Origin of the sequence: Amycolatopsis alkalitolerans (assembly GCF_006152065.1) — a bacterium.
Lineage (GTDB): Bacteria > Actinomycetota > Actinomycetes > Mycobacteriales > Pseudonocardiaceae > Amycolatopsis_E > Amycolatopsis_E alkalitolerans.
In genome coordinates this window covers 1-19,671 of the sequence record NZ_VDFW01000022.1, presented here as the reverse complement: position 1 = coordinate 19,671, position 19,671 = coordinate 1, and the positions used below count along the sequence as shown (strand labels likewise).

The following is a 19,671-nucleotide window of genomic DNA, read 5'->3' as shown; positions in this document are numbered from 1 at the left end:
TGCTCCAGAGACTACATCTGGTGGTGGCGGCACACATGTACCCCAATATGCGGGCGTGTCGGAGGTGATCCGCGAGAAAAACAATCAAGCGCGCTTGATTTTTCCGGGCGCCGGTGCCACGCTCGCTGGCAGGCGCGAGGAGGCGAGTGCGGTGGTGGATCTGCGACCGATCCTGGATGACCTGGCGGCGGAAAGCCGGTCGCTGGACGAAGTCGTGGTCGGTGCGGACTGGGCGGCGCCGACCCCGGCGGCGGGCTGGACGATCGGCCATCAGATCGCCCACCTGGCGTGGACCGACGCGAAGGCCCTGATCGCGGTGCGCACGCCCGGCGAGTTCCCGGAAGAGATCAAACGGGCGCTCACCGCCGGTGAGGGATACGTCGACGCCGGAGCGGCCGAAGAGGTGAAGAAGCCGCGAGAAGAGTTGCTCGCCGAGTGGCGCGACGGCCGGGAAGCGCTGGCCGGGGCCTTGCTCGCGGCGCCGGAGGGCACGAAGTTCCCGTGGTACGGGCCGCCGATGAGCGCGGCGTCGCTGGCGACCGCGCGCATGATGGAGACCTGGGCGCACTCACAGGACGTGCACGACGCGCTCGGCTTGCCACGGGAGCCGGCCGGCAGTATCCGCCACATCGCGCGGTTCGGCGTGCGCACAAGGGATTTCTCCTTCGCGGTGCACTCGCTCGCCCCACCCGCGGCGGAGTTCCGCGTCGAGTTGCGGGCGCCCGGCGGTGAGCTGTGGACGTATGGCCCCGAGGACGCCCAGCAGCGGGTCACCGGCAGCGCGCTGGACTTCTGCCTCGTGGTCACGCAGCGGCGGCACCCCGCGGACACCGATTTGCGTGCGTCCGGCGCGGAAGCGGTGAAATGGCTCGAAATCGCGCAGGCCTTCGCCGGGCCACCTGGCAACGGGCGGAAGGCGGGGCAGTTCACGTGACCCTGCGCATCGGCAACGCCTCGGGCTTCTACGGCGACCGCTTCTCGGCCGTGCGCGAGATGCTGACCGGTGGCCCGCTCGACTATCTCACCGGGGACTACCTCGCCGAACTGACCATGCTCATCCTCGGCCGCGACCGGCTGAAGGATCCGGACCGGGGCTATGCCAAGACGTTTCTGCGTCAGCTCGAAGAGAACCTCGTGCTGGCGCGCGAAAAGGGCGTCAAGATCGTCACGAACGCGGGCGGCCTGAACCCGGCCGGGCTCGCGGCCGCCATCCGGGAACTGGCGGGCAAACTCGGTGTTGACGTCGCCGTGGCGCACGTCGAAGGTGACGACCTGGCAGCGCGCGGCGAAGAGTTCGGAAATCCCTTGACCGCCAACGCCTATCTCGGGGCGTGGGGCATCGTCGAATGCCTGAACTCCGGTGCCGAAGTGGTGGTGACGGGCCGGGTCACCGACGCGTCCCTGGTCGTCGGGCCGGCGGCGGCACACTACGGCTGGGGCCGAGAGGACTACGACGCGCTCGCGGGAGCCGTCGTGGCCGGGCACGTCATCGAGTGCGGTGCGCAGGCCACCGGCGGGAACTATGCGTTCTTCACCGAGCATCACCTTGGCACGCCGGGTTTCCCGATCGCGGAGATCGAGGCCGACGGATCCAGTGTGATCACCAAGCACCCGGGCACCGGGGGCGCGGTCACGGTCGGCACGGTCACCGCGCAACTGCTCTACGAGATCACCGGCGCGCGCTACGCCGGACCAGACGTGACCACTCGCTTCGACACCCTGTCCCTCGCTCCGGCCGGTCCGGATCGCGTCCGGATCACCGGCGCGAAGGGGGAACCGCCGCCACCCACGCTGAAGGTGGCGCTCAACCGGCTCGGCGGGTTCCGCAACGAGACCACGTTCGTGCTGACCGGGCTGGACATCGAGGCGAAGGCGGCGCTCGTCCGCGAGCAGCTGGAGGCTTCCCTCAAGGACCACCCACCGGCCGAGATCCGGTGGACCCTGGCCCGGACCGAGCACGAGGACGCCGACACCGAACAGCGGGCGAGCGCCTTGCTGCACTGTGCGGTGAAGGACGCGGATCCGAAGGTCGCCGGGCGCGCGTTCAGCGGGGCGGGAATCGAGCTCGCACTGGCCAGCTATCCCGGCTTCCACGTCACCGCGCCGCCTTCCGACGCGTCCCCGTACGGCGTATACACCGCGTCCTTTGTGGACTCATCCTCGGTTCCGCATGTCGCGGTACTACCGGACGGGTCCCGGGTGGACGTCCCGCCCGCTCGCGAAACGCGGGAACTGTCCGATGTGGAGGAACCACCATTGCCAGAGTCCTTCTCTGGCCGGCTGAAGCGGGCGCCGCTCGGGTCGGTCTTGGGTGCGCGAAGCGGCGACAAGGGTGGTGACGCGAACCTCGGCGTATGGGCGCGATCCGAGGACACCTGGCGGTGGCTCGCCACCACGCTCACCGTCGAGGAGTTCCAGCGGCTGCTGCCGGAGACCGCGTCGTTGCCGGTGCGCCGGTACGTGCTGCCGAACCTGTGGGCGCTCAACTTCGTCGTCACCGGTCTGCTCGGCGAGGGCGTCGCGTCGCAGGCACGGTTCGACCCGCAGGCCAAGGCGCTGGGTGAGTGGCTGCGTTCGCGATACCTGGAGGTTCCGGCGTGAGCGAACTGCGCAAGCTGGTACGCACATTCGTCGAGAAGGAGGTCCTGCCGCACCTCGACGAATGGGAGCGCGCCGGTGAACTGCCCCGAGAACTGCACCGCAAGGCCGGGGAGACCGGGCTGCTCGGCGTGTCCTTCCCGGAGGCCGCCGGCGGTGGCGGCGGCACGTTCCTCGACGCGATCGCGGTCACCGAGGAGATCCTCTACGCGGGCGGCTCCGGCGGTCTGATCGCCTCATTGCTGACCAACGGGATCGCGCTACCGCACATCGTGGCGGCCGGTGACGAGCGGCAGATCGACCGGTGGGTACGGCCGACGCTCGAGGGGGAGTTGATCGGGGCACTGGCCATCACCGAACCGGACGGCGGCTCCGACGTGGCCGGCATCCGCACCACCGCCCGTCGCGAAGGCGACCACTACGTCGTCAACGGGGCGAAGACCTATATCACCTCGGGTTGCCGCGCCGACTTCGTCACCACGGCCGTGCGCACCGGTGGACCGGGCGCGCACGGGATCTCGCTGCTCGTCGTCGAGCGCGGCACGCCAGGCTTCACCGTGAGCCGCAAGCTGGAGAAGATGGGCTGGCACTGTTCGGACACCGCCGAACTGTCCTATGTGGAGGTGCGTGTTCCGGCGGAGAACCTGGTCGGCCAGGAGAACAGCGGCTTCCTCCAGATCGCGACCCAGTTCGTGACCGAGCGGGTCTCGCTCGCGGTGCAGGGCTACGCGACCGCGCAACGAGCGCTCGACCTGACGCTCGGCTGGTGCCGCCTGCGCGAGACCTTCGGGCGGCCGCTCATCTCGCGGCAGGCCGTGCAGCACAAGCTCACCGACATGGCAAGGCGGATCGACCTCTCCCGCGTCTACACGCGACACGTCGCCGAACGATACGTCGCGGGGGAGGACGTGATCGCCGAAGCCTGCTTCGCGAAGAACAGCGCCGTCGAAACGGCTGAATGGGTGGTCAACGAGGCGGTACAGCTGCACGGCGGGCTCGGCTATATGCGGGAGTCCGAAGTGGAGCGGCATTACCGCGATGTGCGCATCCTCGGTATCGGCGGCGGCACGAACGAGATCCTCACCGGACTGGCCGCGAAACGATTGGGGTACACGGCTTGAGCGTCATCCGATCCACAGTGGACTCCGGAGGCCCGGAGTTCGCCGCCAACCGCGACGCGATGCTGGAAAAGCTCGGCGAGCTGGAGGCTGAGCAGGCCAAGGCGATCGCGGGTGGCGGCCAGAAGTACGTCGAACGGCACCGCAAACGGGGCAAGCTGCTCGCCCGGGAACGGATCGAGTTCCTGCTGGACGAGGACTCGCCGTTCCTGGAGCTCTCGCCGCTCGCCGCCTGGGGCACCGGCTACCACGTCGGCGGCAGCGTGATCACGGGTGTCGGCACCGTCGAGGGCGTCGAATGCATGATCGTCGCCAATGATCCCACGGTGAAGGGCGGCGCGAGCAACCCGTCCAGCCTCAAGAAGGGCTTGCGGGCGGCGGAGATCGCGCACGAGAACCGGCTGCCGACGATCAACCTCGTCGAGTCCGGCGGCGCGGATCTGCCCACCCAGAAGGAGATCTTCATCCCCGGCGGGCGCACGTTCCGCAACCTCACCAACGCCTCCGCCGACCGGATCCCCACGATCGCGCTCGTCTTCGGGAACTCGACCGCGGGCGGCGCCTATCTGCCGGGAATGTCCGACTACGTGGTGATGGTCAAGGAACGGGCGAAGGTGTTCCTCGGCGGCCCGCCGCTGGTCAAGATGGCCACCGGCGAGGAGTCGGACGACGAATCGCTGGGCGGCGCCGAAATGCACGCGCGGACCTCGGGGCTCGCGGACTACCTCGCGCTCGACGAGCCGGACGCGATCCGGCTGGGCCGCGGCATCGTCAAACGGCTCAACTGGCGCAAACTCGGCCCGTCGCCCAAACCCGACTACGAAGAGCCGCGCTACGACGCCGAAGACCTCGTCGGTATCGTGCCGGGAGACCTCAAGGTGCCGTTCGACCCGCGCGAAGTGATCGCCCGGATCGTCGACGGCTCCGATTTCGACGAGTTCAAACCCCTTTACGGCACGAGCCTCGTCACCGGCTGGGCCGATCTGCACGGCTACCCGGTCGGCGTGCTCGCCAACGCCCAGGGTGTGCTGTTCAGCGAGGAGTCGCAGAAGGCCACGCAGTTCATCCAGCTGGCGAACCAGACCGACACGCCGCTGATCTTCCTGCACAACACCACCGGCTACATGGTGGGCCGCGAGTACGAGCAGGGCGGCATCATCAAGCACGGCGCGATGATGATCAACGCGGTGTCCAACTCGAAGGTCCCGCATCTGTCGGTGCTGATGGGCGCCTCCTACGGGGCCGGGCACTACGGGATGTGCGGGCGGGCGTACGGGCCGCGATTCCTCTACGCCTGGCCGAGCGCGAAGTCGGCGGTGATGGGCCCGCAACAGCTGGCCGGGGTGCTCTCGATCGTCGCGCGCGCGGCGGCCGGAAACCGGGGCCAGGCCTACGACGAGGACGGCGACAAGGCCATGCGAGCGATGGTGGAGCAGCAGATCGAGGCCGAGTCGATGCCGATGTTCCTGTCCGGCATGCTCTACGACGACGGCATCATCGACCCGCGCGACACCAGGACCGTGCTCGGGCTGAGCCTGTCCGCGATCCACAACGGACCGATCAAGGGCGCCGAGGGCTTCGGCGTCTTCCGGATGTGAGCGCGATGATCCACACGATTCTGGCCGCCAACCGGGGCGAGATCGCCCGCCGGGTGTTCCGCACCTGCGCCGAGCTGGGGATCGGCCGCGCGGCGGTGTTCTCCGATGCCGACGCGCACGCGCCGCACGTGGCCGAGTCCGACGCCGCCGTCCGGCTGCCCGGCGACACGCCATCGGACACCTACCTGCGCGCGGACCTGCTGGTCGCCGCGGCGAAGGCGACCGGGGCGGACGCGGTCCACCCGGGCTACGGCTTCCTGTCGGAGAACGCCGGGTTCGCCCGTGCCGTGCTCGACGCCGGGCTCACCTGGATCGGTCCGCCGCCGGCGGCGATCGAGACCATGGGGTCCAAAGTGGAGGCAAAGCGGATCACGGGCTCCGCCGGGGTTCCCGTGCTGTCCGAACTGGACCCGGCGACGGTGACCGAGGCCGATCTTCCCGTGCTGGTCAAGGCTTCCGCCGGAGGTGGTGGCCGCGGGATGCGGATCGTGCGGGAGCTCGGCGAGCTGGCGGACGCGGTGGAGAGCGCCCGCGCCGAGGCGGCCTCGGCCTTCGGTGACCCGACGGTGTTCTGCGAGCGGTACCTGGAGACCGGTCGGCATATCGAGGTTCAGGTGCTCGCCGACACGCACGGTACGGTGTGGGCGGTGGGGGAGCGTGAATGCTCGATCCAGCGGCGGCACCAGAAGGTCATCGAGGAAGCGCCGTCCCCGCTGGTCGACGAGGAGATGCGGGCCCGCCTGTTCGAGGCCGCCCGCAAGGCCGCCGAGGCGATCGACTACGTCGGCGCGGGCACGGTCGAGTTCCTCGCCACGCAGGACGGCAGCTTCTACTTCCTGGAGATGAACACGCGCTTGCAGGTCGAGCATCCGGTGACCGAACTGGTCACCGGCCTCGACCTGGTGGCGCTGCAGATCCGCGTCGCCGAAGGGCATCGCCTGGCGCCCGAGCCTCCACAGTGGACCGGCAGCGCGATCGAGGTCCGGCTCTACGCCGAGGATCCCGCGGCGGACTGGCAACCGCAGACCGGGACCCTGCACCACTTCTCGGTGGCCGGGGACGTGCGGGTGGACAGCGGAGTCGCCGACGGTTCGGTCATCGGGGTGCACTACGACCCGATGCTCGCCAAGGTCATCGCCTGGGCACCCAGCCGCGACGAGGCCGTGCGCAAGCTCGCGACGGCGCTGGAGAGCGCGAAGATCCACGGCGTGCGCACGAACCGCGACCTGCTCGTCAACGTCCTGCGGCATCCCGAGTTCCTCGCCGGGAACATCGATACGGCGTTCTTCGACCGGCACGGACTCGACCTGCTCGCGCGCCCGCTGGGTGACGAGCGGCTCGCCGCTGTCGCCGCCGCCTTCGCCGACGCCGCCACGAACAGGACCCGGTTCCCCAGCGGCTGGCGCAATGTGCCCTGCGCGCCCCAGCGGAAGCGGTACGCGGCCGGCGATCGTGAGTACACAGTGGAGTACCGGAACGGCAAGGCCGAAGACGTCACGCTGGTCTCCGCCACCCCGGACCGGGTCGTCCTCGACGTCGCGGGTGTGCGCCGCGGGTTCGATGTGGCGCGGTATCCCGGTCTCGTCTGCGTCGGCCCGGTCTCGCTCACCCGCGTGCCGCGGTTCACCGAACCCGGTTCGGCGCTGGCCGCGGGCTCGCTGGTCGCGCCGATGCCCGGCACGGTGCTGCGGGTCGCGGTCACGGCGGGGGACACCGTCGCCGCCGGGGATCCGTTGCTATGGCTGGAAGCGATGAAGATGGAACACAAGATCACCGCACCGGCCGCCGGGGTCGTCGCGGAACTGCCCGTTTCCGTGGGGCAGCAGGTCGAGGTCGGCGCCGTGCTGGCTGTCGTGAAGGGGAGCGCGGATGACTGACAATCACGAAGCCGGGTCATCGGCGCGACCGGGTGCGGGTGGCCCGCATGAGCAAGGAGCAACCATGAGCTTCACCGAATCCGACGAGCGGCAGTCGCTGCGCAAGGCGGTCGCCGAACTGGGCCGCGGCTACGGGCACGAGTACTACACGAAGCTCGCCCGCAGCGGGGGCCACACCAGTGACCTGTGGAACGAAGCCGGGCGGCTCGGGTACCTCGGGGTCGCGGTGCCGGAGGAGTACGGCGGCGGGGGTGCCGGGATCGGGGATCTCGCCGCGGTGTGCGAGGAGTTCTGCGCCGCGGGCACGCCGATGCTGCTGATGGTGGTGTCCCCGGCGATCTGCGCGACCGTGCTTGCCCGTTACGGCACCGGCGAGCAGAAGGCGAAGTGGCTCCCGCGGTTCGCCACCGGTGAGGTGCGGATGTCGTTCGCCATCACCGAACCCGACGCCGGTTCGAACTCCCATCGTCTCACCACCACGGCGCGCCGCGACGGCGGAGACTGGGTCCTGAATGGACGGAAGGTGTTCATCTCCGGCGTCGACGAGGCCGAGGCGGTGCTCGTCGTCGGCCGCACCGAGGACGCGAAGACCGGCAAGCTCAAGCCCGCGCTGTTCATCGTGCCCACGAACACCCCGGGCTTCGAATACAGGCAGATCGAGATGGACCTCGTCTCGGCCGACAAGCAGTTCGGCCTGTTCCTCGACGACGTGCGGCTGCCCTACGACGCGCTCGTCGGGTCCGAGGACGCCGCGCTCGCGCAACTGTTCGCGGGGCTCAACCCGGAGCGGATCATGGCCGCCTCCTTCTCGGTCGGCATCGCGCGGTACGCGCTGGAGAAGGGTGTCGAGTACGCGAAGCAGCGCAACGTCTGGGGCGCGCCGATCGGCAGCCACCAGGGGCTCGCGCACCCGCTGGCGCAGGCCAAGATCGAGCTGGAGCTGGCGAAGCTGATGACGCAGAAGGCCGCCGCGCTCTACGACTCGGGTGACGACTTCGGCGCGGGCGAGGCGGCCAACATGGCGAAGTACGCCGGGGCGGAGGTCGCGATCAAGGCCGTCGACACCGCGGTCCAGGTCCACGGCGGCAACGGCCTGGCCACCGAGTACGGGCTGGGCGCGCTGCTCGGCGCGGTGCGGGTCGGCCGGATCGCGCCGGTCAGCCGCGAGATGGTGCTCAACTTCGTCGCGCAGCACTCGCTCGGCCTGCCCAAGTCGTACTGACGTGAGCACCCCCGCGCGCCAACCGCGACAGGAGCGCAGCCGGACCACCCGGCGGCGGCTGATCGACGCCGCCGTCGAATGCCTCGGTGAGCTGGGCTGGAGCGGTACCACGGTCGCCGTCATCGCCCAGCGTGCCGGGGTGTCGCGTGGCGCCGCGCAGCACCATTTCCGCACCCGCGAGGATCTGGTGACGGCGGCCGTCGAGTACCTGGGCGAGGTGCAGGTCGAGCAGTTGCGCGCACGTGCCGGTGACCTGCCGCCGGGGGAGTCGCGGATCGAAGCGAGCGTCGACATGCTGCTCAACCTCTACACCGGGCCGATGTTCCGCGCCGCGCTGCACCTGTGGGTCGCGGCGTCGACCGACGAGTCGCTGCGGGCCGTCCTGGCCCCGCTCGAGGCCAGGGTGGGCCGCGAGGCGCACCGGGTGGCGCTGGAACTTCTGGGTGTGGACGAGACCCATCCGGGTGTGCGGGAGCTGGTCCAGGGCACCCTCGATCTCGCCCGCGGGCTGGGCCTGGCGAACCTGCTCACCGACGACGGGCGGCGCCGCGCGAAGATCGTCCACCAATGGGCGAAGGTGCTCAGTGTGTCATTGCCACAGGTTTCTGGGGTGACGCGCTAACACTAATGGAGCAGTGTGCGATAACCCAGTGCACACAGTTTCGACAGCGGTGTTGAGTAGGGGTTGAGTTCTGTGGACGAAGATCTGTCCCATCGCGCGGTGGCCATGCTGCGTGCGGTGGCCGAACGGCGCGCGAGGATGTCCAGCAGTTGCGAGCCGGACCTGTTCATCGACGGGGTGCCGTGCTGCGACCAGATGACCGCGCACGCACTCGCGCACGGTGGTTACATCCGTGCGGCCGGTGACGGCGCCGCCGAGCTGACCCCGGCCGGCCGCGCCGCGCTCGCGATCACGCTGGCCGCCTGAACTCCTTCGTGCGCGGGGCCAGGAGCGCGTACAGGCCGCCGGCCAGCACGAACCCCACGAAGAACGTGACGTCGCCGATGGCGGGTATCGCCTTCGGCACCGGCGCGGTGTAGATCGACTGGTTCGCGAAGAACACGATCGACACCACCGCGCCCACGAGGAACGACACCAGCCCGGCCCAGCCCTTGCGCGACCGGTCGGCCAGCAGCGCGCCGGCCTCCTGCCCGCGCCGCAGGTACTGATCCACGAAGCTGACCGCGAGCCACGGCGCGATCCAGTACGAGATGACCAGCAGGAAGTTCTCGTACGCCTCGCCCGCGTCCGACAGGCCCGCCCACGCGAGCGCGAACCCGATGATCCCGAAGCCCAGCGCGACGATCGCGCGGCGCCACGCCAGGGGCAGCGTCACGCCCAGCGCGAGGAACGCGAGCGCCCCCGAGTACACGTTGAGCGCGTTCGCCGCGACCGCGCCCAGCGCGATCGCCAGCAGCGTGACGGCCGAGAGCCAGCCCGGCAGGTGGCCGGTGAACGCCGTGGTCGGGCTCGCCGATTGGTCCGAACCGCCGATCGTGGCCGAGGCCGCGCCCGCCGCCATCAGCACCGTGCACGAGACGAACAGGCCCAGCGCCGCCGCCCAGCCGGCGGCCCGGGGCGCACATTCGCCGGGAGGTAGCGTGTGTAGTCGGCGGCATACGGGTTCCAGCCCGCTGCGTAGCCGAAGGCCGCGCCCATGGTGAGCAGGAACCCGCCGGTACCGCCCCCGCCGCCGGGCGCGCTCGGATGCGCTTCGGCGAACGTGACCACGGTGGCGATCAGGAAGATCACCGCGAGCACGCCGAAGATGTACTTCTCGTAGGCCTGCACCAGGTTGTGCCCGAAGAACGCGATCCCGATCTGCGCCGCGACGACGATGACCAGGCACGGCAGCACCGGCAGCCCGGTGAGCGTGTTGAGCGCGAACGCGCCGCTCACGCTGTTGACCGCGAACCAGCCGATGCCGGCCGTGACCGACATCAGGGCCGCGGGCACGAGGTTGCCCCAGTAGCCGAAGCCCAGGCGGCTGAGCACCATCTGCGGCACCCCGTGCTTCGGGCCGCGCGCGGACAGGACGCCGTGCGAGAGCGCGCCGAGCGCGTTGCCGAGCACGGCCGCCAGCAGCGCCTGCCAGAAGCTGAGCCCGAACGCGGAGACCCCGAGCACCCCGACGAAGATCGTGGCGAACTCGAGGTTCGGCGAGGACCAGGTCCAGAGCAGCTGGCTCGCCTTGCCGTGCTTGCTGGCTTCGGCGACCGGCTCGATCCCGCCCGGTTCGACCGCGACGACCTTTTCGCCGTATTCGCCGGAATGCACGCCCGCTTCGACCGTCATCCGGGCAACCTACGGCGGCTTTGTTTCATTCGGGTTACCCGACGGTGATGGCGTCCAGCTTCTCGCGCAGGTACTCCGACGCGACCACCGGCGGGTACGCGGCGCGGCCGAGCGGCGGGGCGAGCGAGTCGATGCGGGCGCCGTGATCGGTCTCGTAGAAGAAGATCAGCGACACCAGGTCCTCGTCGGGCGCGCTGGTGTGCGGCGGCAGCACCCGGTGGCGGGTCGAGCGCCAGCGGTCGCCGGTCCAGCGGGCCATCAGGTCGCCGATGTTGATCGTGAACGCGGCCGGGTCGAACGGCGCGTCCTCCCAGCCTTCGCCGGTGTGGACCTGCAGGCCGCCCACGCCCGCTTCGCGGTCGAGCACGGTGACGGTGCCGAAGTCGGTATGCGGGCCGATGCGGAACTGGCCGTCTTCCGGCGTGCCGACGCGCGTCATCGGCGGGTACCAGTTGATGTTGAAGGTGTACGTGGGATGGCGCGTGTGCCGGGTGAAGTGCGCGGGCTCGAGGCCGAGCGCCGCGGCGAAGATCGTGAGCAGCTCGTCGGACAGCGCCCGCATGCGCGCCATGTACTCGCGGGCGGTGGCGGCCAGTTCCGGGATCTCGGCGGGGAAGACGTTGGGCTGGAACCAGAACGAGTCGACCTCGGGTACGCCGACGCGGTCGTCGGCGCCGGCCGAATAGGACTCCTTGAGATCCGGCGGGGTTTCGGTGCCCTCGGCGTACCCGTTGGCCTCCACGCCCGGGGGCAGCCAGCCGCGGCCGCCGACCGCGACCGCGTACCGGGCCTTGGTCTCCTCGGGCAGCGCGAAGAACGCACGCGAGGACTCGCGGGTCCGCGCGCGCAGCCCGTCCGGTACGCCATGGCCGGTGATCAGCAGGAAGCCGGATTCCTGCAGCGCCGCGTCGACGCGTTGCGCGACGCCGGCCCGGTCGGTGCCGTCGAACCAGGGAGCCAGATCGATGAGCGGGACCACGGGCCGCCTCCTACGACGAAGTTCCGATGTCTTCGAACCACAGCTCGGGGTGTTCGGCGATGAACTCCGTCATGAGCTTGACGCATTCCGGGTCGTCGAGCAGCGTCACCGTGACGCCGTGCTCGGCGAGCCATTCGTGGCCGCCGGTGAAGGTCCGGGATTCGCCGATGACCACGTGGGGAATGGCGAACTGCCGCACCAGCCCGCTGCAATACCAGCACGGCGAGAGCGTGGTCACCATGATCGTGTCGCGGTAGTGCGGCCTTCGCCCGGCGTTGCGGAAGGCGGCGGTCTCGGCGTGCATCGACGGGTCGCCGTCCTGCACCCGCCGGTTGTGCCCGCGGCCGAGCAGCTCACCGTCCACAGTGAACAGCGCGGCGCCGATCGGGACGCCGCCCTCGGATTTGCCGAGCAGCGCCTCCTCGCGGGCGACGGTGAGCAGCTGAGCCGGGTCCAGGTCCATGGGCGCAGCTTAGAGCAGGAACTCGCGCAGGTCGGAGATCAGCAGGTCCGGCTCCTCCATCGCGGCGAAATGACCGCCGCGGTCGAATTCGGACCAATGGACGATGGTGTTGGTCCGTTCGACGGCGCGGCGGACCGGCGGCGCGATCTCGGCCGGGAAGACCGCGACCCCGGTCGGCGTGGACGACGGCGCCTGCGGGGGCGACCAGATGCCGATCGCGTCCTTGTAGATCCGCGCGGACGAGGCGGCGGTGCCGGTCAGCCAGTACAGCATCACGTTCGTCAGCAGCTGGTCGCGGTCGACGGCGTCCTCGGGCGCGTTCACCGAGTCGGTCCAGTCGAAGAACTTCTCGGCGATCCACGCCAGCTGCCCGACGGGGGAGTCGTGCAACGCGTAGCTCACCGTATGCGGGCGCTGCGACTGGAGCGTCGCGTAGCCGGACAGCTCCCGCTGGTACCGCTCCCGGCCGGCCATCTTCCGCTGCTCGTCCTCGCTCGGGTTTTCGACGGTGCCGACGGCGCGCCCGAACATGGTCACGTGCACGGCGGTCACGTGCCCGGCGTCGAGCCGCCCCAGTTCGCGCGAGATCAGCGCGCCCCAGTCGCCGCCGTGCGCCGAATACCGCTGGTAGCCCAGCCGGCTCATCAGCTCCGCCCACCCGCGCGCGATGCGGGGGACGTCCCAGCCGGTTTCCGTCGTGGGACCGGAGAACCCGAAACCGGGGATCGACGGCACGACGAGATGGAAATCCGCCGAGAGCGGTTCGATGATCTTCAGGAATTCGGCCACCGAACCGGGCCAGCCGTGCGTGATGATCAGCGGCTGCGCGTTCGCCTGTGCCGAGCGGACGTGCAGGAAGTGCACCCGCTGGCCGTCGATCTCCGTGGTGAACTGCGGGAACTCGTTGAGCCGCCGCTCCTGGGCCCGCCAGTCGTAGTCGTGGCGCCAGTACCGGGCGAGGTCCTTGAGGTAGCCGAGCGGCACGCCGTAGGACCAGCCGGCGCCGGGCAGTTCCTCCGGCCAGCGGGTCAGGTCGAGCCGGGTGTGCAGATCGTCCAGCTGCGCCTGCGGGATCTCGATGCGGAAGGGGTCCATGGCGCTCAGACTAGGCGCGGGGCACGACACTCCCGCAGGTGACCGACCGCTTAGTATGGTGAGGTACCGTGACGCTCATGGCGAGGAAGCTCGATGGGTGCTCAGATTCCGGCGCCGAGCATGCGCAGCACGAGTTCGCCGTACTCGCGGCCGAGCGCCTTCGGGGTCTTGCCGATGCGGTCGCTGTACCAGCGCGCCACGTCCACGCCGAGGGACAGCACGGCACGCGCGGCGGTCCGCAGGTCGCCCACGGTGAACTCGCCCTTCTCGACGCCCTCGGCGATGACCTCCCGCACCAGGTTCTCGATCCGGCGCCGCAGGTCGGCGACCACGGCGTACTCCTGCTCGGGCAGCGCCTGCAGTTCGTACTGCACGACCCGCGCGACCGTATGCCGCCGCGCGTGCCAGGCCACGAAGTCCTCGATGATCTTCCGCATCCGCTCCCGGGGAGGTTCGTCCCCGCCGGCGACGCTCTCCACGAGCGTGAGGGTCTGCTCGTGGCCGTTGCGGCTGATCGCGAACAGGAGCGCGGCCTTCGACGGGAAGTGCACGTACAGCGCCGCCGGGCTCATCCCGGCCGCCGCGGCGATGTCGCGTGTGGTGGTCGCGTGGTAGCCGCGGGCGGCGAAGGACTCGACGGCGGCGAGCATGAGCCGGCGCGCGGCATCGGGCTGTACGTCCGGCCACAGCTCGGCCGACAGCGACACGGTCATCCCCGGTTTCCTCTCGACTCGGACCCTCAGTGTAAGCGGGCGCTTAGCCGTGCCCAGGATCGGACAGGAGAACACGAGTGAACTCCCTCAAGGACCGCGTCGCGATCGTAACGGGGGCGAGCCGCGGCATCGGCCTCGGTATCGCCCGCGAGCTCGTCCAGCGTGGCGCGAAGGTCTGCGTCACGGCCCGCAAACCGGAGCCGCTGGCCGAGGCGGTCGCCGAACTGGGCGGCCCGGACTTCGCGATCGGCGTCCCCGGCAAGGCCGACGACGCCGGGCACCAGCAGGAGGCGGTGGCCAAGACGGTCGAGACGTTCGGCCGCCTCGACATGCTCGTCAACAACACCGGCATCAACCCGGTGTTCGGCCCGCTCGTGGACATCGACCAGGCCGCCGCCGCCAAGATCCTCGGCGTGAACGTGCTGGCGCCGCTGGCGTGGATCCGGCTCGCGCGCGACGCGTGGATGGGCGAGCACGGCGGTTCGGTCGTCAACGTCGCCTCGATCGCGGGCCTGCGCGCCTCACCGGGGATCGGCATGTACGGCATCAGCAAGGCCGCGGTGATCCGCCTGACCATGGAGCTCGGCGCCGAGCTGGGCCCGGAGATCCGGGTCAACGCCGTCGCCCCGGCGGTGGTCAAGACCAGGTTCGCCACCGCGCTGTACGAGGGCCACGAGGAGGAGGTGGCGTCGCATTACCCGCTCAAGCGCCTCGGGGTGCCCGAGGACATCGCCGGGGCCGTCGCGTTCCTGCTCTCCGACGACGCCGGCTGGATGACCGGCCAGACGATCGTGCTCGACGGCGGCGTGACCCTGGGCGGTGGCCTGTGAACCTCGACGGCGCGGGTGTCGTGATCACCGGGGGCGGCGGCGGGATCGGTGGGGCGCTGGCGCGGCGGTTCGCCGCGGCGGGCGCCCGGATCGTCGTCGCCGACCTGGACGGCGACGCGGCCGCGCGGGTCGCCGAAGAGGTCGGCGGGACTCACATCGCGGTGGACGCCGCCTCGGATGAGGGGGCCGGGCACCTCATCGCGACGGCGAAGGCCGAGCTTGGCGCGATCGATCTGTTCTGTGCCAACGCGGGGGTCGCCCCGCACGGCACGGAAGCCGCGCCAGAGGACGTGTGGGCGCAGGCGTGGGACGTGAACGTGATGGCCCATGTCCGCGCCGCGAAGCTGCTGCTGCCGGACTGGCTCGAGCGCGGCGAGGGGCATTTTCTCGCCACCGTGTCCGCGGCCGGGTTGCTCACCATGCTCGGCTCGGCACCGTACTCGGTCACCAAGCACGGCGCGCTCGCGTTCGCCGAATGGCTCAGCGCGACCTACCGCCACCGCGGGATCACGGTGCAGGCGATCTGCCCGCAGGGTGTGCACACGAACATGCTCGCCGGCACCGGTCCGGCCGGCGAGCTGCTCATGGGCGCTTCCGCGATCGAGCCGGGGCAGGTCGCGGACACGGTCATGGAAGCGCTTTCGGACGGCCGGTTCCTGGTGCTGCCGCATCCCGAGGTCGCGGACTACTACGCGGCACGAGCCACCGCGACCGACCGCTGGCTGGGCGGGATGAACAAGCTGCAACGGAAGGTCGAGCAGGAGCTGGGGCAGTAGCACCGTCGTCGAGGTGCAGCCGCAGCATCGCCGCGCGCGCCCATGACGGCGGGCGGCCCCGGAGCGAGACCGTCACCATCACCGCGAACGCGAGCGGCACCGCCCACAGCGCGGGACGCTCGACGAGCACGGCGAGCCAGCCGGGCATCGCCGGATCCGACAGCGCGGCCAGGATCGACAGCGACACCGTGCCCAGTCCGGTCACGACCCCCGCGATCGCGCCGGGCGCGGTCAGCCGCGGCCACCAGATGCCCAGGACCAGCAGCGGGCAGAACGTGGCCGCGGCGACGGTGAACGCCCAGGTGACCAGCACGTCGACGTCGATGGGCGCGGACGGCAGCGCGAGCAGCACCACCCCGGCCGCGGTCACCAGCACCGTGGTGCGCATCGTCCGCAGGCCACCGGCCATCAGATCGTGCGCCGTCGCACCCGACACCACGAGCAGCAGGCCGAGCGACGTGGCGAGGAAGGCGGCGAAGGCACCGGCGGTCAGCAGGGCGGTGAACGTGGTGCCGGCCCAGCCGGTGTCGACCTGGCTGGGTAGCGCGACCACCGCGGTGTCGGTCGCGCCGGTCAGGTACAGCTGTGGCACCAGCACGCGCCCGAGCGTGCCGTACACGCCCGGCACGAGGTAGAACATGCTCAACAGGCCGATCGTGATCGCGGCGGTGCGCCGCGCCGCGCGGCCGTCGGGGCTGGTGTGGAACCGCATGATCACGTGCGGCAGGCCCATCGTGCCGAGCACGGTCGCGGCGAGCACGGCGAGGGTGCCCAGCAGCGGATGGCCGTCGCCGCCGACGGCGAGCAGCGGCCGTGCCCAGCCCGGCGCGCCCGGCAGCCGCCCGGCGCCCGCGTGCGGAACCGGTGCCCCGGCGGGAAAGACGACCTTGTCGCCCGACCCCATCGACAGCTCGCCCGGCGGGTACACGCGCAAGGTCCCGGCGGCGTCCCGGATCGGGGTGGGCTCGTCGAGCCGCAGGGTCACGTCGACCTCGAAGGTGACCGCGGTGTCGTGGGTGAAATGCGTGAACTCCACCGGGTGCACGGCTTCACCGCGCACCACGGGGCCGACTGTGAGCACCAGCCACAGCGCGGGGACCACGAGCAGCACGAGCTTGAGCACGAACTGGAACGCCTGCACGTAGGTCGCCGCGCGCATCCCGCCGAGCGCCAGCGTCACGCTCACCGCGGCACCCGCGATCACCACGCCGACCCAGTACGGCGTCCCGCTGACCGTGCTGAGCACCAGGCCGGCCGTGCGGAACTGGGGGATCAGGTACAGCACACCGATCACCAGCACCGTGATCGCGGTGAGCTTCCGCAGCGCCGGGGACGCCAGTCGTGCCTCGGCGAAGTCGGGCACGGTGAGCGCGCCGGAGCGGCGCATCGGCGCGGCGACGAGGGCGAGCATCGCGATGTAGCCCGCGGTGAAACCCACCGTGTACCACAGCGAACCGATGCCGTCCTTGACCACCAGCCCCGCGACGCCGAGGAACGAGGCCGCCGACAGGTATTCTCCCGACACGGCCGCGGAGTTGAGCACGGGTGAGATCCGCCGCGACGCCACCAGGAAATCCGACGTCGTGCGCAGCGTCGCGACGCCGCGCACGCCGATGAGCACGGTGACGAGCACGACCGGGACGACGGTGAGCGCGGCGATCACCGGTCGTCCTCGATCTTCTCCGCGCGGCGCAGTTGCCACACCGCGAGCAGCACCATCACCGGGAACGGCAGCACCCCGAGCATCAGCCACGACAGCGGGATCCCGCCGACGCGCACCTGGTCGAGCCCCGGCCACAGGGCGAACACGACCGGAAGTCCACAAAGGAGGATCAGCAGCGCGGTGAGGGTGAGCACCGCGGGCGCCTGCTGGCGCCGGTACAGCGAAAGGGCCCTGGCCGATTCGGCGGGGTCGAGGCGCGGCGTGCGCCACGGACCGCTGGCCCGCCGGTGGGCGTGCGCGAGCCGGGTCTGCGGGCTCGTGACCGCGACGCGCCTGGCCCGGCTCACCGGCCCAGCTCGCCGTGCCGCGCCGAGTTCAGCAAGCGCTCTCTCAGCTCGCGGGAGTGCCGGCGGCTCACCGGCACGTCCCCGGCGCCGGTATGCGCCAGCAGCCCGCCCACCGAGTCGCTGCGCAGCTCGCGCACCGCGCGCAGCGCGACGAGGAAACCGCGGTGGACCCGGACGAAACCGTTGGCCTCCCAGGACTCTTCCAGTCGCGCCATCGGCATCCGCACCTCGTGCGAACCGTCCCCCGTGTGCAGGCGCACGTAATCGCCGCGGGCTTCGACGAATTGGACCTCGTCACGATGGATGTACCGCGTCCGGCCGTCCGTCTCGACCGCGAGCGCGGACATCGTGTCCGGCACGACCGGCGCCCGCTGCCCCCGCACCATCCGGTTGACCTTTGTCAGCGCGGCCGCGAGCCGTTCGGCGCGGATCGGTTTGAGCACGTAGTCCACCGCGCCGAGGCCGAACGCCGTCAGCGCGTGGTTTTCGTACGCCGTCACGAAAACGAGCACCGGGGGCGTGTTCAGCCGGGACAGCAGCGAAGCGAGTTCGAGCCCGTCGAGACCCGGCATCGCGATGTCCAGGAAGGCCGCGTCGAACCGGCCGGCCTGGATGCTCTTGACCGCGCTCAGCGGGTCTCCGACCGCGGTCACGTCCCCGACCTCCGGGCATTCGCGCAGCATCCGGCTCAGTTCCTCAAGCGCGGGACGCAGATCGTCGACCGCGAGCACGCGCAACCCGGTCACGGGAGGACTCCAGGCGCGAACCTGGGCACCCGCACGAGCACCTTCGTGCCCGCACCGGGCGCGGTCTCCACGACCAGCCCGAACCACGGCCCGTACACCGTCCGCAAGCGACGGTCCACATTGGCCAGTCCCACGTTGCCCGAACCTCCTTTGCCGGCCAGGATCGCGCGCGCGAGTTCAGGGTCCATCCCGACGCCGTCGTCCTCGACGCTGATCACGCAGTCGTTCCCCGAGGCCTCACCGCGGACCAGCACCGTACCGGTGCCCCCGCTGGGCTCGATGCCGTGCCTGATCGCGTTCTCCACCAGCGGTTCCAGTACCAGGTAGGGGATCGCGACCGCGAGCACCTCGGGCGCGACCCGCACCTGGACCTGCAGCCGCTCGGCGAGCACGGCCTTCTGCAACGCGAGGTAGGTCTCGATCGCGCGGAACTCCTCGGCGACGACCGTGTACTCGTTGTGCTTCGCGAGGCTGTAGCGGGTGTAGTCGGCGAAGTCGAGCATCAGTTCCCGCGCCCGGTCCGGTTCGGACCTCACCAGCGACGCGATCACCGTGAGCGCGTTGTAGACGAAATGCGGCGAGATCTCCGCGGCCAGCGCGCGAAGTTCCGCTTGGGCCGCCTGATCAGCCGACGCCTCGAGCTTCCCGCGCTCCAGGGCGTATTCCACGAGTGCGGCGACCTCGCGGACGCAGTCGGACCGGACCGGGCCCGCCACCAGCAGCACGCCACCCGGCTCACCGTGCACCTGTAACGGGACCGCGACGAGTGGCGCTTTCCCTTGCGGGGCTTCGCGATGCAGTGCCTCACGGACGAGTGGTTCGGTCCTTCCGGACTCCGGTACTATTCCGGACCAGATGGTGATACCGGACAAATCCGCCAGACCAACGGCATGTGCTCCCGTCAGGCGGCGGAGTCGCCGCAATGCCTTACGTGCCCTCGGTGCGGCGGTCCCGCCCTGGATCTCGCGGCTGATCCGCCGGGCGGCCGCGAGGGTGACCGCCGGGTCCGGCCTCGCCTGAAGCATCGCACCACCTCGTCGTCGCGCCGGTCGGTCATCGATTGTAGGCCGACGCTCGTCAACCGTTCGTCCCGGGCTGGCTACCGTCTGTCGTGGGCCGGGTGACGGCAGGCACACCGTGCTCCTATCGTCGCGTGCCGCGACGATAGGAGCGGAGATGAGCAACGAGGCGTTGTCGAACCTGCTGACCGAGAACCGGACCTTTCCCCCCAGCGAGGACTTTGCCGCCAACGCCAACGAGAAGGCCGACGCCTATCAGCGGGCCGAGTTGGATCGTGAGGGGTTTTGGGCGGAGCAGGCGGAGCGGTTGTCGTGGGATACGAAATGGTCG

Annotated in this window: 20 protein-coding genes and 1 pseudogene; 11 read left to right on the top strand and 10 right to left on the bottom strand. The window is 70.5% G+C overall.

Translation table 11 applies throughout. The annotated features are described in order from the left end of the window. The first annotated feature begins 151 nt into the window (after positions 1 to 151). The 8 genes from FG385_RS22930 (at position 152) to FG385_RS22895 (ending at position 9,341) form a co-directional block, all read left to right on the top strand. On the top strand, positions 152 to 934 hold the full coding sequence (locus FG385_RS22930; RefSeq protein WP_139098837.1) for a TIGR03084 family metal-binding protein: 783 nt from the start codon (positions 152 to 154) through the stop codon (positions 932 to 934). Further along, positions 931 to 2,601, top strand: a complete 1,671-nt coding sequence (locus tag FG385_RS22925) for an acyclic terpene utilization AtuA family protein (RefSeq protein WP_139098836.1) — start codon at positions 931 to 933, stop codon at positions 2,599 to 2,601. Before FG385_RS22930 ends, FG385_RS22925 begins: the two co-directional genes overlap by 4 nt. Continuing rightward, positions 2,598 to 3,719 (top strand): acyl-CoA dehydrogenase family protein, encoded by a 1,122-nt coding sequence (locus tag FG385_RS22920; RefSeq protein ID WP_235022741.1) that lies wholly within the window; start codon positions 2,598 to 2,600, stop codon positions 3,717 to 3,719. Before FG385_RS22925 ends, FG385_RS22920 begins: the two co-directional genes overlap by 4 nt. Further along, entirely contained in the window at positions 3,716 to 5,314 is a 1,599-nt protein-coding gene (locus FG385_RS22915) for an acyl-CoA carboxylase subunit beta (RefSeq protein ID WP_200834613.1), read from the top strand. The genes FG385_RS22920 and FG385_RS22915 overlap by 4 nt, the downstream gene beginning before the upstream one ends. 5 nt (positions 5,315 to 5,319) lie before the next feature. Beyond that, on the top strand, positions 5,320 to 7,191 hold the full coding sequence (locus tag FG385_RS22910; RefSeq protein WP_139098835.1) for an ATP-binding protein: 1,872 nt from the start codon (positions 5,320 to 5,322) through the stop codon (positions 7,189 to 7,191). Positions 7,192 to 7,255: 64 nt separating this feature from the next. Beyond that, positions 7,256 to 8,413 (top strand): acyl-CoA dehydrogenase family protein, encoded by a 1,158-nt coding sequence (locus FG385_RS22905; protein ID WP_139098834.1) that lies wholly within the window; start codon positions 7,256 to 7,258, stop codon positions 8,411 to 8,413. Between the two features lies 1 nt (position 8,414). After that, positions 8,415 to 9,035, top strand: coding sequence for a TetR/AcrR family transcriptional regulator (locus FG385_RS22900; RefSeq protein WP_139098833.1), 621 nt, complete (start codon positions 8,415 to 8,417; stop codon positions 9,033 to 9,035). Positions 9,036 to 9,140: 105 nt separating this feature from the next. Then, on the top strand, positions 9,141 to 9,341 hold the full coding sequence (locus FG385_RS22895) for a hypothetical protein (RefSeq protein ID WP_139098911.1): 201 nt from the start codon (positions 9,141 to 9,143) through the stop codon (positions 9,339 to 9,341). On the opposite strand, the gene FG385_RS35005 is transcribed toward FG385_RS22895, so the two are convergent. The 6 genes from FG385_RS35005 to FG385_RS22870 form a co-directional block, all read right to left on the bottom strand. Continuing rightward, positions 9,325 to 9,936, bottom strand: a complete 612-nt coding sequence (locus FG385_RS35005) for a hypothetical protein (RefSeq protein WP_235022740.1) — start codon at positions 9,934 to 9,936, stop codon at positions 9,325 to 9,327. The two genes, FG385_RS22895 and FG385_RS35005, sit on opposite strands and share 17 nt — an antisense overlap. Continuing rightward, positions 9,936 to 10,709, bottom strand: coding sequence for a purine-cytosine permease family protein (locus tag FG385_RS35000; protein WP_235022739.1), 774 nt, complete (start codon positions 10,707 to 10,709; stop codon positions 9,936 to 9,938). The genes FG385_RS35005 and FG385_RS35000 overlap by 1 nt, the downstream gene beginning before the upstream one ends. A 34-nt stretch (positions 10,710 to 10,743) precedes the next feature. Next, positions 10,744 to 11,688, bottom strand: coding sequence for an isopenicillin N synthase family dioxygenase (locus tag FG385_RS22885; protein WP_139098832.1), 945 nt, complete (start codon positions 11,686 to 11,688; stop codon positions 10,744 to 10,746). Positions 11,689 to 11,698: 10 nt separating this feature from the next. Further along, the gene (locus FG385_RS22880) at positions 11,699 to 12,151 is read right to left on the bottom strand and encodes a nucleoside deaminase (protein ID WP_139098831.1); all 453 of its coding nucleotides are present in this window, start codon (positions 12,149 to 12,151) and stop codon (positions 11,699 to 11,701) included. 9 nt (positions 12,152 to 12,160) lie between these two features. Further along, positions 12,161 to 13,246, bottom strand: coding sequence for an epoxide hydrolase family protein (locus FG385_RS22875; protein ID WP_139098830.1), 1,086 nt, complete (start codon positions 13,244 to 13,246; stop codon positions 12,161 to 12,163). A gap of 101 nt (positions 13,247 to 13,347) precedes the next feature. Then, positions 13,348 to 13,959, bottom strand: a complete 612-nt coding sequence (locus tag FG385_RS22870; RefSeq protein WP_139098829.1) for a TetR/AcrR family transcriptional regulator — start codon at positions 13,957 to 13,959, stop codon at positions 13,348 to 13,350. Between the two features lie 77 nt (positions 13,960 to 14,036). Between FG385_RS22870 and FG385_RS22865 the strand changes: the two genes are divergently transcribed. Together FG385_RS22865 and FG385_RS22860 are read left to right on the top strand one after the other, a co-directional pair. Further along, positions 14,037 to 14,789: an SDR family oxidoreductase gene (locus tag FG385_RS22865; protein ID WP_139098828.1), complete on the top strand. Its 753-nt coding sequence runs from the start codon at positions 14,037 to 14,039 to the stop codon at positions 14,787 to 14,789. Next, positions 14,786 to 15,361, top strand: a pseudogene (locus FG385_RS22860) (SDR family oxidoreductase); the annotation flags it as partial. The gene FG385_RS22865 and the pseudogene FG385_RS22860, both read left to right, overlap by 4 nt. 55 nt (positions 15,362 to 15,416) lie before the next feature. Here the strand turns inward: FG385_RS22860 and FG385_RS22855 are convergent. From FG385_RS22855 to FG385_RS22840, 4 genes are read right to left on the bottom strand one after another with little or no spacing between them, the layout of a single operon-like run. Next, the gene (locus tag FG385_RS22855) at positions 15,417 to 17,228 is read right to left on the bottom strand and encodes a sodium/solute symporter (RefSeq protein WP_235022738.1); all 1,812 of its coding nucleotides are present in this window, start codon (positions 17,226 to 17,228) and stop codon (positions 15,417 to 15,419) included. After that, the gene (locus FG385_RS22850) at positions 17,225 to 17,575 is read right to left on the bottom strand and encodes a hypothetical protein (protein WP_139098826.1); all 351 of its coding nucleotides are present in this window, start codon (positions 17,573 to 17,575) and stop codon (positions 17,225 to 17,227) included. The genes FG385_RS22855 and FG385_RS22850 overlap by 4 nt, the downstream gene beginning before the upstream one ends. Beyond that, on the bottom strand, positions 17,572 to 18,321 hold the full coding sequence (locus tag FG385_RS22845; protein ID WP_139098825.1) for a LytR/AlgR family response regulator transcription factor: 750 nt from the start codon (positions 18,319 to 18,321) through the stop codon (positions 17,572 to 17,574). The genes FG385_RS22850 and FG385_RS22845 overlap by 4 nt, the downstream gene beginning before the upstream one ends. Further along, on the bottom strand, positions 18,318 to 19,346 hold the full coding sequence (locus FG385_RS22840; protein WP_139098824.1) for a sensor histidine kinase: 1,029 nt from the start codon (positions 19,344 to 19,346) through the stop codon (positions 18,318 to 18,320). Before FG385_RS22840 ends, FG385_RS22845 begins: the two co-directional genes overlap by 4 nt. A gap of 151 nt (positions 19,347 to 19,497) precedes the next feature. Between FG385_RS22840 and FG385_RS35465 the strand changes: the two genes are divergently transcribed. Beyond that, positions 19,498 to 19,671: acetyl-coenzyme A synthetase N-terminal domain-containing protein (locus FG385_RS35465; RefSeq protein ID WP_139098823.1), on the top strand; the 174-nt coding region annotated here is incomplete at its 3' end.

Excerpts from the sequence above, each read along its gene's own strand:
- FG385_RS22840 (WP_139098824.1), bottom strand. The coding sequence starts at position 19,346 with ATGCTTCAGGCGAGGCCGGACCCGGCGGTCACCCTCGCGGCCGCCCGG.
- FG385_RS22875 (WP_139098830.1), bottom strand. The coding sequence starts at position 13,246 with ATGGACCCCTTCCGCATCGAGATCCCGCAGGCGCAGCTGGACGATCTG.
- FG385_RS35000 (WP_235022739.1), bottom strand. The coding sequence starts at position 10,709 with ATGACGGTCGAAGCGGGCGTGCATTCCGGCGAATACGGCGAAAAGGTC.
- FG385_RS35005 (WP_235022740.1), bottom strand. The coding sequence starts at position 9,936 with ATGGCGGCGGGCGCGGCCTCGGCCACGATCGGCGGTTCGGACCAATCG.
- FG385_RS22895 (WP_139098911.1), top strand. The coding sequence starts at position 9,141 with ATGCTGCGTGCGGTGGCCGAACGGCGCGCGAGGATGTCCAGCAGTTGC.
- FG385_RS22910 (WP_139098835.1), top strand. The coding sequence starts at position 5,320 with ATGATCCACACGATTCTGGCCGCCAACCGGGGCGAGATCGCCCGCCGG.
- FG385_RS22880 (WP_139098831.1), bottom strand. The coding sequence starts at position 12,151 with ATGGACCTGGACCCGGCTCAGCTGCTCACCGTCGCCCGCGAGGAGGCG.
- FG385_RS22905 (WP_139098834.1), top strand. The coding sequence starts at position 7,256 with ATGAGCTTCACCGAATCCGACGAGCGGCAGTCGCTGCGCAAGGCGGTC.
- FG385_RS22870 (WP_139098829.1), bottom strand. The coding sequence starts at position 13,959 with ATGACCGTGTCGCTGTCGGCCGAGCTGTGGCCGGACGTACAGCCCGAT.